Below are 12,115 nucleotides of genomic sequence, written 5' to 3'. Positions count from 1 at the left end.
TATATGAATGTAACGGATCCTGTTCTTTGTGACAGATACAAAAATGCAAGGTCGTATATATTACAGGCCCAGTGATTTTTGCGAATACCCAAGCAGTTGCTGATATTGCTACCAAGGTAGAAGGGGCAGATACTGTTCTTTTCTCCATGCGTGGTATATCTAATATTGATGTATCTTGTGCTCAAACACTAAAGGAATTGATTGTGGTCTACCAGAGCGATGCATCGAACAGACTTAAAAGAATCTTTGGGGAAGATAACTTCTATTGGAGCGTGGAACGTGTACTCCTTACCAATCGCCCCAAAACAAAAGCGGCAGCATAAAATGATAAAAAGGATATTGCAATTCTGTGCAATATCCTTTTTTAATTAAAAAATATACTCTTTCTATCTCTTTTTAGTTCCCTATGGGTAATATTAATTACCAGTTCTTCAACGGCTGCAACGCTGGCAACAGTGCAAAGCACTACCGCTGTGTCATCCATTCCAAAAATAGAATAAAATAGGGGAAATCCAAAAAGCATGCTCCCAGTTATTTTATTCAAATAGGTGTGTAAAAAAGCCAACGACCCATAACGCACGACACCAAGTACCAAGGAACACACTTTTATAAATGCAATACCTCCTATCCAAGGCAAAACCCACGATGGCAACACCAAAATAGGAAGGGTTACATATAACACGATGCATACAAAAATCCAGTCAGCTACACTATCTAATGTTGCTCCCAAAGAAGAAGTAAGTTGAAAACTTCTGGCAATAAAACCATCTAGAACATCGCTGATTCCACAGAAAAAGTAAAGCACCATAAACCAGACTGAAAATGGCTCAACCCACAGCAAAAAAACCGAGCTAACCATCCTTGCTATTGTGAATGCATTGGGAATATGCCTCATTTGTCCACCTCAAAAATATTCTATCCACAGCTACCATATGAGAGAAAATAGAGTAAGTTACTCTTTTCCCCACCTACTCTATTATAAAATTTTTTTTGAATAAAGAAAGATTATTTATTATTTCTTCACAAAAAAGTAAGTTTTTCCTTTCTTCCATCTCTATGAGATTCTCAAAAAACTCTGAAGCATGGTCAAATAAGGTTAGGTTCTTCTTTCTCTTAAGCCACCTGATAAGCCCCCAATGAAGGGGGACTTACAAAGCTCTTCCAACCTTATCGGTTCTGCGGGATATCAGGAAGACCATCAAATCCTTTTTGTAAATCTTCATCAGAAGGAATGTAGTCCCCCATTTCTCCGTTGTTATATTTTTCATAGGCAAGCATGTCAAAGTAACCCGTACCTGTGAGGCCAAAAAGAATCGTCTTTTCTTCTCCTGTTTCCTTACAACGCAACGCTTCATCAATGGCAACACGGATTGCATGGGAACTTTCAGGAGCAGGCAAAATGCCCTCCACTCTAGCAAATTGTTCTGCCGCTTCAAATACCGATGTTTGCTCAACGGAACGTGCTTCTAATAATCCTTGGTGGAACAATTCTGACACTACAGGGCTCATGCCATGGTAACGTAATCCCCCTGCATGGTTTGCTGAAGGTATGAAACCACTGCCTAAGGTATACATCTTCGCCAAAGGCGTCACCATGCCTGTATCACAGAAGTCATATACATATTTTCCCCTTGTTAAACTAGGGCAGGATGCAGGCTCCACAGCAATAAACTGATAATCCTTCTCCCCTCGAAGCTTCTCACCCATGAAAGGAGAAATAAGACCACCAAGGTTTGAACCACCGCCGGCACAGCCGATGATAACGTCGGGAACGATGCCGTATTTATCCAAAGCCACTTTGGCTTCCAAACCGATTATTGATTGATGTAACAAAACTTGGTTTAATACGCTACCCAATACATAGCGGTATCCTTCACGGCTTACGGCAGACTCCACCGCCTCTGAAATAGCACAGCCCAAGCTACCTGTGGTATTTGGATGTTCCGCCAAAATCTTTTTTCCCACCTCTGTTGCCGTAGATGGGGAGGGTGTGACTTTTGTTCCATAAGTACGCATGACTTCTCTACGGAAGGGCTTTTGTTCATAAGAAACTTTAACCATATAAACATCACAGTCTAAATCTAAGTATGCACAAGCCATGGATAGTGCTGTACCCCATTGTCCTGCACCAGTTTCCGTGGTTACCCCTATTAAACCCTGCTTCTTTGCATAATAAGCCTGAGCGATGGCAGAATTCAGCTTATGGCTGCCACTTGTGTTATTTCCCTCAAATTTATAATAAATTTTTGCAGGTGTCTTCAATTTTTCCTCCAAGCAATAAGCACGAACCAAAGGGGATGGGCGATACATTCTGTAAAAATCCTGAATCTCCTGAGGGATATCAATATAGGCGGTGGTATCATCCAACTCTTGATGTGCCAATTCTTCACAGAATACCACGTACAAATCATCTGCTGTCATAGGTTCCAGTGTTCCTGGATTTAACAGTGGTGCTGGTTTTTTCTTCATATCTGCACGCACGTTGTACCACTGTTTTGGCATCTCCTGCTCATTCAAATAAATTTTGTAGGGAATTTCCTTGTTCTTCATGTTTTCGTCTCCTCTCTATACGGTGGTTTATGGCCTGTTGGGAGATAGAAACTGTTTCTTGCAATAAAAAAAGCTCCCGTCCCAACAAAATTACTTTGCAGGGACAAGAGCATAAATTCACTCCTGCGGTGCCACCCGGCTTGGTACAAAAATAAGTACCCTCTCATGGCATACTAACATATGCCCTCGTTGGTAACGGAGTATCTGCTCCGGCTCGCATACTAAACGTTCTGCTTGCCCTCAGGAGGCCATTCCTTTCAAAAATCCACACCGCCTTTCCACCCTCGGCAGCTCTCTGTTGTTTTTTCTTGAAAGTACTCTTCTCCCTCATCGGTTTGTTGGATAAATCTTACGCTGAAATTGTATCGTTGTCAATACACAAAATTTATTTTGGTACTTATGATACTTTTCTGTTTTTACCATATCCTTTTTCTGTTTATTTTTACAGGAGACTTATCAAATATGTTTTTTGGCCATCAGTAGAACTTCCACTTTTTCTTTCCGTAAAGGTCAAAAATTTTACATAGAAAATGAACCTCCATGGCCTCATTCTCTGCGTCTCTCTTGGGAAAGTAATTTTTTATGGCTCCTGTCTATGGCAAACGCACCTAAGGGTGCCGTTACCAAAATAGAAACAACGGCCACCGTCAAAATCAAGCTACCACAGGGCAAGCCCATGGCTAAGGGCACCCCGCCAATTGCCGCCTGCACCGTAGCTTTTGGCATGTACGCAATCATGCAAAAAAGCCGTTCCCCTTTATTCAACTGAGTGCCTAACAAGCAGATAAACACCCCAAGAATGCGGAAACATAATGCCAGTAGTATCAGTAAAATTGCGTTAAATCCAGCCTCTGCGGCATATCGAATGTCCACAGCTGCACCCACTAAAACAAATAATAGCAACTCTGCACCAATCCAAAGTTTTGAAAATTTCTCCGACAAACCCTTTGTCACTTTTTCTATGGTTTTCATCTGCAAAGCAATGGCCATACTCATAACTGCCAATAGACCTGATAAAGGAATTACTCCCTTTAGCCAACTTTCCAAACTAACCAAAAGAAAGGCAAAGCCCAGTAAAACTACTACTTTGGTGCTATTACGAATATGCGCCCCTCGTTTGTTAACTGCTTCAAAAAAGATTGCCAACAAGTAGCCAACAGCGACTCCAAGGGCAATGCCCAACACAATGGAGATGGGGATCGCTGTAAGGCTGGTTGCAGAAACGGATTTCCCCTGGGCTAATCCCAAAACCGTTGAAAATAAAACGATTACGAAAACATCGTCCGCCGATGCCCCTGCTAAAATCAATTGGGGGATACTTTTTTCAGTTCCATAACCCTCCTCTATAAAACGAACCATTCTTGGAACAATAACCGCTGGCGATACTGCCGCCAAAACCGTCCCCATTAGGGCAGCCTCAATCACAGACAATTGAAAAAACACGGGGGCTAAAACAATAAACCCTATAATCTCAAAACAGGCTGGCACAAAAGACAGCAATACCGCTGGACGCCCCACTTTCTTTAAGTCAACAACATTTAGGGATAGTCCAGCCTTTAATAAAATAATAATCAGTGCAATCTGCCTTAAATCGGGAGATACCTCCAAAATTGTTGGTTCAAGTAAGTTCAGGACGTATGGCCCCATTAAAATCCCAGAAAACAACATACCAATAATACGAGGTAGCTTTAATTTTGCAAATAATGCTGCAAAACATAACCCTAGTAAAAAAATAAATGCCAATGATGATACCATTTTTTTCTCCTTTCTTGCAAAGGCAACAAAAAAGCTGACACCTCTGCCTTGTAAATGAGCAGAAGTCATCAGCTTAAAAAGCGGTTTAGGTTTCCCAAGGGAGAACTTCATTCCCTAATATTATACCCAATAGCTGAGAAACTAGGCATGCTCAGACAAATCGCAAGCTTGCTTGAGCGGTTTGGATGGGTCTTGCCTAGTTGCGTAGCAAGTCTACCAAGAACTCCTTGGTTCGAGGTACTCCGCTGTTGGTTATCATTCTTAATCAAACGGAGAAATTAGGCATACACAGGCAAATCCCAAGCTTGCTTGGATGATTTGGATGAGTTTTGCCTATTTGCATAGCAAATCTACCGAGAACTCCTTGGTTTGAGGTACTCCGCTGTTGGTCTCGTTCATTTTCTTATGGCGGAACTAGGCATACACAGACAAAGCAATAGCTTGCTTATTTGGTTTGGATGGGCTTTGCATATTTGCGTAGCAAATCTACCGAGAACATCAAAATTCAGTTACTCGGCAATATTTTTATTCATTTTATCATAGAAAATATAGGATGACAAGAATAGATTAGATTTCTTACATCAAAAAAGGGAATCGACACGTTGCCGATCCCCTTTCTATTTTAAAACTTTAGCTTATCTATATCCGCAGTTCCCATGGGAATGCCGTTACCACATTTCGGACAACCAATTTCCGTTTCCGTTTCCATGGTTACCTCGTCAACGTCAATTTCCTCGCCGCAGTTTGGACAGATGAAAGAATAGAAAAATATTGGTTCATTTTCCCCTTCACATTCGCAATCACCCATACATTCCATATCTTCGTCATCCATGAAAGTCTCCAGCATAAACGCCATATCATCTAATACATCTAATATGCCGTGAAAAACCTTGCCTTCCTTGCTGTCCTCGTCAAAGCCGCTTCCATCACACAGACCTCGAAGATAAGTGATTTTTTTTTCAAAGTATTCCATGTCAAAAAACCCCCTTTTCAATACTTTCAGGATTTATCAAAGACCTAACTACTATGAATAAAAATCATAGAAATTAACCCATAGTTTTTTGTTGGCACTTAAACCCAACGAAAATTAAATTCGCTTCATCATTAGGAACTTACTCTACCTAAATATTCGCCTGTTCTTGTATCAATCTTAACCACTTCATCCTGGTTGATGAATAAAGGAACCTGAATCTGTGCACCTGTTTCCAACTTCGCAGGCTTTGTAGCACCCTGTGCTGTGTTACCAGCAAAGCCTGGTTCTGTTTCCGCAATTTTCAGCTCTACAAACAGAGGGGGTTCGATACCGAAAACCTGACCACCATAGGAGAGAATTTTAACAACCTCATTTTCTTTTACAAACTCTAATGCATCGCCTACTTGGTCAGCATTGATTGCAATCTGATCAAAGGTTTCAGCATTCATGAAGTGGACCAAGTCCCCATCGCTGTACAGGTACTGCATATCCTGTCTGTCAATATGTGCCTTAGGCATCTTTTCAGTAGGTCTGAATGTTTTTTCCAAAACAGCCCCTGTTTTTAAGTTCTTAATTTTTGTACGTACAAACGCCGCACCTTTACCAGGCTTTACGTGCTGGAATTCCAAAATCACATAGGGTGCGCCTTCGTATTCCATTGTTACACCATTTCTAAAATCACCTGCAGAAATCATTCGTATTTCCTCCTCAAAATCATTACTTCGGTCATAGACTTACAACTTTTAAAAAATTGTATTTATAACAGACAGCGTGTTGTAAACGCCTTGAAATCAGTCGAGTTTCACTCCCTCTGTTTTCTTTTGTAAGACACTAATTTTATGGCATACTTACATCGTCCGTTAACCTATCATGCTTGCTTCTCTGAAAAATAAGCATATCCTTTTATATTCTAATAGAAAAGCCCGTAGATTTCAATAAGAACTTGATAAAATAGGGTATTTTCTATTATTTTTTATTTCCCTTCTCGTTTAAAATATACCTTTAATACCTGTTTCTCTAGTCCTCTTTTTACCTTTGTAACCAGCTGATCTCTATCGCAAATTGGTGCCGTTAGAATACAGATAAGTCCTGCTTTATGCCCACACCACATATCGGTAAAAATTTGATCCCCAATAATCGCTGTATGCTTCGGTGATAATTTCAGTTTTTTCAAAGCCAGTTTTAGTTTTCTTACCCCTGGTTTTCCCGCTTTATGCACCGCCAAAGTTTTCAAGTTCTTATTAAATAACTGAACTCTCTTTCTATTATTATTGGAAAGAATGCAAATACGGAACCCTTGTTTTTTCAAATATAAAAAAAGTTCCATTAAATCATCATCGGGCTCGGCAATATCAAAAGGGGCCACAGTATTATCAATGTCAAACACCAAGCCCTTGATACCCATTGCCTTTAACTTCTCAATTGGCAATTCATAAACGGATTTCACATAAATATCAGGAAAAAAACGTTCTAAAATCATATCATTCCAACCCTTCTACATCTTTACTCCAAAATGCATTTTCATCTATATCTCCTAGTCGTTCCCCGCTTAAGTACCGAATCATAATATCATCGGCCTCACCGCTTACACCATAAATCAACTCCACCCGCTTCAAACGCAAAACATTGCGAGAACCCGAACGAATTCTACCGCAAATCACTATGTTTATGGCTTCGTCCATTAAAAAATTACCCAACTCCTTTTTACCAATAGGTACAACTACCTTTGACTTCACCAATTCAATTTCCACATCATATATGGTATATTCCTCTGCCCTTGAAAAAACAGGCTCAATTCTTCCATCTCTTGTGGGTATTGCCACACGCACCAAAACTTCCCCCCAATCAAAGATTTTTAAAACTTATACATGGTAGCGGTACTACGCTTCGTTTTTTATTCTCAAACTATATGATTTTCCACCCTTTAATGATGTTAAATTCCTTACTCTATGAAAACATTAAGGTTATTGTATCCGCTTTTTTAGATGTTTGTCAATTTTCCGTACATTTTTTTTGCATATATATCAAAAAAAGTGTAAAATACTACCTGTAAGTATTTGAATACAAAGGAGCTGACTTAAATGGATGAAAGAATAAAAACATTAGCATATAATTTAGTAAACTATTCTTGCCGCCTAGAAAAAGGAGAAAAAATACTCATCAACTGCAACGGGATTCACCCCACGCCTTTGGTAAAACAAATTATCAAGGAAGTTTATAAAGTTGGAGCTACGCCTTTTTTACAAGTAATGACAAACTCTTTGGAACGAGAATTACTTTTAGGGGCTACGGAAGAACAGCAAAAAATTATGGCTGAAGTGGATAGCCGCTTGATGGAGCAAATGGATGCTTTCATCGGGGTTCGTGGTGAAGATAACCTGAAAGAACAGGCTGACGTTCCCAACGAGAAACTTGATTTACAAAACCGTCTTTACACTGACCCTGTACATCACGGTATTCGTGTGCCTCGCACAAAATGGGTGGTGCTGCGTTACCCCACAAACTCCATGGCTCAATCTGCCGAAACCAGCTTAGAAGACTTTGAAGATTTCTATTTTAACGTATGTAACTTAGACTACGGCAAAATGAGTAAGGCTATGGATTCTTTAGTTGAACTGATGAATAAAACCGATAAGGTTCGTCTTGTGGCGAAAGATACAGACCTAACCTTCTCCATTAAGGATATTCCCGCAGTGAAATGTGCTGGTAGATGCAACATCCCCGATGGGGAAGTTTATACCGCCCCCGTTAGAAATTCTGTTAACGGCGTTATTACCTATAACACCCCTTCTGAATATAACAGCTTTACATTCGAACAGGTAAAATTGACTTTCAAAGATGGTAAAATCATTGAGGTGGATGGTAACGACAAAGAACGTCTGGAAAAAATTTTTAATACCGATGAGGGTGCAAGATATGTAGGGGAATTTGCCATTGGTGTGAATCCTTTTATTACAAAACCCATGAACAATATTTTGTTTGACGAAAAAATCAGTGGTAGTATTCATTTTACCCCTGGTAATTGCTACGATGATGCACCTAACGGTAACCAATCTGCAATTCATTGGGATTTGGTTTTGATAATGACCCCCGAGTTTGGTGGCGGCGAAATTTGGTTTGATGATATACTCATTCGTAAGGATGGTATTTTTATTCTGCCTGAACTGGAAGTTCTAAACCCTGATAAATTGAAATAATAACAAAATTAGAATGAATAAAACCTTGAGCCTTGCCCAAATCCCCCTCATTCTTGAAAGAAATAGAGGACAAAGAACTTTTTTCTATAAGCATTTGCGAGAAACATCAGCTAGCGTCATCACTTTGCATCATAAAGTGATGACCGAGATTTTAAATCACCTGAATAAGCCCCTATTCCGTGAAAAAGTGGAATTTCAAGGCTTCTTTTATTGACTATCTCTTAATGTTATAGTAAAATCCTGTTATATGATAAACTGGCTATGAAAAGAAGAGTAAACGGCATGCTATGTGAAAGAGAGCCTGAAAGGTAAAGTGTTACCTTAGCTGAGAAAAGGTACAGGGGCAACCGTTGAACATGGTCTTGGAGCTGCGCACCGAAGGATTCATTCTTTAGGCTGCGACGGGTGCGCCCGTTAAAGCGCAATGGTACGATTGTACCTATTGAGGTCTTTTTTGCGAAAAAAAGACAAATTAAGGTGGTAACACGGTGATTAACCGTCCTTTGTATAATATGAGGGACGGTTTTTTTATTTCATAGTAATTCGCTATTTGAAGTCCTATCAAATAAAAACGATTGTGCTTTACAAAAGCTGTATAAAAAGCTTCCTTAGCAAAAAATTGGACAAGTACCACCATTTTGATAACATGAAAAAGGAGAGAGACAAAAGTGGAAAAAGAAAAATTCTATATCACCACACCCATTTATTATCCTAGTGATAAGCTGCATATCGGTCATTCCTATTGCACCGTAGCAACAGATACCATGGCCCGCTACAAAAGACTGCGTGGCTTTGATGTAATGTTTTTAACTGGAACCGACGAACACGGTCAGAAATTAGAGCGTATCGCAAACAGCCAGGGAATGCAACCAAAAGAATATATCGACAATATCGTTGTGGGTATCAAAGAACTTTGGAAAACATTAAATATTTCCTATGATAAATTCATCCGTACCACCGATGATTATCATGTAAAAGCGGTTCAGAAAATTTTCAAACAGCTTTATGATCAGGGAGATATTTATAAAAGCTCTTATGAAGGCTGGTACTGCACTCCTTGTGAATCCTTCTTTACAGAGCACCAGTTGGTAAACGGCAAATGCCCCGACTGTGGCCGTGACGTTGAGTTGGTAAAAGAAGAAAGCTATTTCTTCCGTCTTTCCAAATATCAGGATCGCATCTTGAAATACATGGAAGAAAACACAGAATTCTTGCAGCCAAATACACGCCAAAACGAAATGATTAACAACTTCCTAAGGCCAGGCTTGGAAGACTTGGCGGTTTCCCGTACCTCTTTTAAATGGGGTGTTCCCGTTGAATTTGACCCAGGCCATGTTGTGTATGTTTGGATTGACGCTCTTTCCAACTATATCACTGCCTTAGGCTATGGTTCTGAAGATGACAGCTTATACTGCAAATACTGGCCCGCTGATATCCATGTCGTAGGAAAGGAAATCGTACGTTTCCACGCTATTATTTGGCCTGCAATGTTGATGGCCTTAAACTTGCCTTTGCCTAAGAAAATTTTTGGCCATGGCTGGTTGGTTATCAACGGCGGCAAAATGTCTAAATCCGTTGGTAACGTTGTAGACCCTAACGTTTTGGTGGAAAAATACGGCGTAGACTCTATCCGTTACTTCCTCCTGCGAGAAATTGCGTTTGGACAGGACGGTAACTTTAATAACGAAGCTTTGATTCAGCGTATTAACTCTGACTTAGCAAACGACTTGGGTAATCTGGTTTCCAGAACCGTTGGTATGATTGAAAAATATTTCGGCGGCCAGCTGCCTGATGTACGTTCCAAAACAAATTTCGATGCTGAGTTAGAAGGCATGGCAGTGGGTACTGCTGAAAAAGTAGAAGCTGCTATGGAAAAAATGTTCTTTAGCGATGCTTTAATTGAAATTTGGAACTTAATTCGCAGAACAAACAAATATATTGATGAAACACAACCTTGGATTCTTTGCAAGGATGAGGAGAAAAAAGGAGAATTGGCAAACGCTTTGTACCACGTTGCCGAAAGCGTAAGAATTATTTCTATCCTGATTCAGCCCTTTATTCCCAACACACCCGAAAAAATCTGGAAACAGTACAACATCAGCAACAAAATTATTGATTGGGAAATGTCAAAAGAATGGGGCTTATTGCCTGAAGAGTTAAAGGTAGAAAAAGGCGAAAGCCTCTTCCCTCGTATTGATATGAAAAAGGAATTGGCAGAGCTGGAAGCTGCAATTAAAGCTTCTCAGGCTACCGCCGTTGCAAATCAGGGAAAAGAAGAAAAGAAAGAAGACAAAAAGAAACATGATGAACCCGAATACCCTGCTGAAATTACCATAGACGATTTCTGCAAGGTACAACTTAAAGTTGGCGAAGTCATCGCTAGCTCCGTTGTAGAAGGCTCCAAAAAGCTTCTTCGCAACATTGTAAAACTGGGGGAAGAAGAAAGAGTGATCTTCTCTGGGATTAAACCATGGTATACTCCAGAAGAAATGGTAGGCAAAAAAGTTGTGGTTGCCTATAACTTAAAACCAAGAAAAATGATGGGTGAACTATCCTACGGTATGATTCTTTGCGCCGACGACGGAAACGGCAATTTGAGTCTTTTGACTACAGAAAAGGAAGAATTCCCTAGCGGAAGTGGCATTAGCTAATGTATTTCGAATCTCACGCACATTTTGATGACAGACGATTCAAGAATGATCGGGAGGAGCTCTTGAGGCTTCTCCCCTCTTGCGGTATAGACTACGTGGTAAACGTGGGCTGTGATATCAGAAGCTCAAAGGACGGCATTCGCCTTGCTGAGCGTTATGATTATTTTTATGCCGCAGTAGGAATTCATCCTCATGAATTGTATAATATGTCATCTCAAACCATCGAAGAGCTCCGTCGGCTCTCCGAACATAAAAAAGTAGTTGCTATAGGGGAAATTGGCCTTGATTATTATTACGACAGGCACCCCAGAGAATTGCAGCAATTCTGGTTCCGTCAGCAACTCCGTCTTGCGGAATCTGTTAACAAACCTGTAATAATTCATTCACGGGATGCATCCAAAGAAACCTATGATATTATGGCGTCCAGCAACGTTCGTCGTGGTGTAATCCACTGTTACTCTGGTGCAGCTCCAATGGCGGTTGACTATGCGAAAATGGGCTTTTACATCGGCATTGGGGGGGTTGTAACCTTTCCAAATGCCAAAAAGCTAGTGGAAGTGGTGGAGGCAGTCCCACTTGATAAAATTTTAATCGAGACAGACAGTCCATACCTATCCCCTGCACCCAACCGTGGCAAGCGAAATGACTCCAGGAATCTGGAATTTATTGTAAATAAAATCGCTGAAATCAAGAAAACAACCCCTGAAAAGGTGGCAGAAATTACTAGTAAAAATGCACAAAATTTATTTTTTTAAAAAAACGTTGCATAAATGTTACAAATGTGTTAATATACTACCTGTAGAGTAAAGATATATCCATACGATATATCTTTATTTTTTGCAGTTGTTTGAAAAATCGAAAATAAAAAGCATGCGGAAGTGACGACTCTCCCGTGTAAATGCGACTGCGCCTCGGCCCGCCAAAGGGCTTGAGCAAAGGCATAAAAATCTATATGTCTTCATAAATACGAGAGGAACAACCCCTTTGCC

At 40.2% G+C, this 12,115-nt stretch carries 11 protein-coding genes, 1 riboswitch and 2 other annotated features; of the genes, 4 read left to right on the top strand and 7 right to left on the bottom strand.

What is annotated here, in order from left to right:
- Positions 1-71 precede the first annotated feature (71 nt).
- The gene (locus tag RBQ60_RS01275; RefSeq protein ID WP_307884797.1) at positions 72-323 is read left to right on the top strand and encodes a hypothetical protein; all 252 of its coding nucleotides are present in this window, start codon (positions 72-74) and stop codon (positions 321-323) included.
- 41 nt (positions 324-364) lie between these two features.
- Here RBQ60_RS01275 and RBQ60_RS01270 read toward each other — a convergent pair whose 3' ends face one another.
- From RBQ60_RS01270 to RBQ60_RS01240, 7 genes are all read right to left on the bottom strand, one after another.
- Positions 365-895 (bottom strand): CDP-alcohol phosphatidyltransferase family protein, encoded by a 531-nt coding sequence (locus RBQ60_RS01270; RefSeq protein WP_307884796.1) that lies wholly within the window; start codon positions 893-895, stop codon positions 365-367.
- 272 nt (positions 896-1,167) lie between these two features.
- Positions 1,168-2,550 (bottom strand): TrpB-like pyridoxal phosphate-dependent enzyme, encoded by a 1,383-nt coding sequence (locus RBQ60_RS01265; protein ID WP_307884795.1) that lies wholly within the window; start codon positions 2,548-2,550, stop codon positions 1,168-1,170.
- A gap of 96 nt (positions 2,551-2,646) precedes the next feature.
- Positions 2,647-2,890 (bottom strand) — a binding site (T-box leader).
- A 206-nt stretch (positions 2,891-3,096) separates the two neighbouring features.
- A complete protein-coding gene (locus RBQ60_RS01260; RefSeq protein ID WP_307884794.1) occupies positions 3,097-4,305 on the bottom strand; it encodes a cation:proton antiporter in 1,209 nt (402 codons plus the stop codon).
- 52 nt (positions 4,306-4,357) lie between these two features.
- Positions 4,358-4,429, bottom strand: a riboswitch (Fluoride riboswitch).
- A 498-nt stretch (positions 4,430-4,927) separates the two neighbouring features.
- Positions 4,928-5,278 (bottom strand): CD1247 N-terminal domain-containing protein, encoded by a 351-nt coding sequence (locus tag RBQ60_RS01255; RefSeq protein WP_307884793.1) that lies wholly within the window; start codon positions 5,276-5,278, stop codon positions 4,928-4,930.
- Between the two features lie 131 nt (positions 5,279-5,409).
- Positions 5,410-5,973: an elongation factor P gene (gene efp / locus RBQ60_RS01250; protein ID WP_307884792.1), complete on the bottom strand. Its 564-nt coding sequence runs from the start codon at positions 5,971-5,973 to the stop codon at positions 5,410-5,412.
- Positions 5,974-6,251: 278 nt separating this feature from the next.
- The gene (locus RBQ60_RS01245) at positions 6,252-6,758 is read right to left on the bottom strand and encodes a YqeG family HAD IIIA-type phosphatase (RefSeq protein ID WP_307884791.1); all 507 of its coding nucleotides are present in this window, start codon (positions 6,756-6,758) and stop codon (positions 6,252-6,254) included.
- A 1-nt stretch (position 6,759) separates the two neighbouring features.
- Complete coding sequence (locus RBQ60_RS01240; RefSeq protein WP_307884790.1) at positions 6,760-7,107, bottom strand: NifB/NifX family molybdenum-iron cluster-binding protein; 348 nt, start codon at positions 7,105-7,107, stop codon at positions 6,760-6,762.
- Between the two features lie 252 nt (positions 7,108-7,359).
- On the opposite strand from RBQ60_RS01240, the gene RBQ60_RS01235 reads away from it, so the two are divergent.
- The 3 genes from RBQ60_RS01235 to RBQ60_RS01225 all read left to right on the top strand — a co-directional run bounded on the left by RBQ60_RS01235 (position 7,360) and on the right by RBQ60_RS01225 (position 11,881).
- Complete coding sequence (locus tag RBQ60_RS01235) at positions 7,360-8,475, top strand: aminopeptidase (RefSeq protein ID WP_307884789.1); 1,116 nt, start codon at positions 7,360-7,362, stop codon at positions 8,473-8,475.
- Between the two features lie 252 nt (positions 8,476-8,727).
- Positions 8,728-8,982: a binding site (T-box leader), on the top strand.
- A 161-nt stretch (positions 8,983-9,143) separates the two neighbouring features.
- Positions 9,144-11,126, top strand: a complete 1,983-nt coding sequence (gene metG / locus RBQ60_RS01230) for a methionine--tRNA ligase (protein ID WP_307884788.1) — start codon at positions 9,144-9,146, stop codon at positions 11,124-11,126.
- Positions 11,126-11,881 (top strand): TatD family hydrolase, encoded by a 756-nt coding sequence (locus tag RBQ60_RS01225; RefSeq protein WP_307884787.1) that lies wholly within the window; start codon positions 11,126-11,128, stop codon positions 11,879-11,881. The genes metG and RBQ60_RS01225 overlap by 1 nt, the downstream gene beginning before the upstream one ends.
- Positions 11,882-12,115 lie beyond the last annotated feature (234 nt).

This window comes from Anaerotignum sp. MB30-C6, from assembly GCF_030908465.1.
Lineage (GTDB): Bacteria > Bacillota > Clostridia > Lachnospirales > Anaerotignaceae > Chakrabartyella.
This window is presented reverse-complemented; position numbering and strand designations above follow the sequence as displayed.

Bases quoted from the DNA above. Each gene is read 5' to 3' on its own strand.
- RBQ60_RS01270 (WP_307884796.1), bottom strand. From the start codon at position 895: ATGAGGCATATTCCCAATGCATTCACAATAGCAAGGATGGTTAGCTCG.
- RBQ60_RS01265 (WP_307884795.1), bottom strand. From the start codon at position 2,550: ATGAAGAACAAGGAAATTCCCTACAAAATTTATTTGAATGAGCAGGAG.
- RBQ60_RS01260 (WP_307884794.1), bottom strand. From the start codon at position 4,305: ATGGTATCATCATTGGCATTTATTTTTTTACTAGGGTTATGTTTTGCA.
- RBQ60_RS01255 (WP_307884793.1), bottom strand. From the start codon at position 5,278: ATGGAATACTTTGAAAAAAAAATCACTTATCTTCGAGGTCTGTGTGAT.
- efp (WP_307884792.1), bottom strand. From the start codon at position 5,973: ATGATTTCTGCAGGTGATTTTAGAAATGGTGTAACAATGGAATACGAA.
- RBQ60_RS01245 (WP_307884791.1), bottom strand. From the start codon at position 6,758: ATGATTTTAGAACGTTTTTTTCCTGATATTTATGTGAAATCCGTTTAT.
- RBQ60_RS01235 (WP_307884789.1), top strand. From the start codon at position 7,360: ATGGATGAAAGAATAAAAACATTAGCATATAATTTAGTAAACTATTCT.
- RBQ60_RS01225 (WP_307884787.1), top strand. From the start codon at position 11,126: ATGTATTTCGAATCTCACGCACATTTTGATGACAGACGATTCAAGAAT.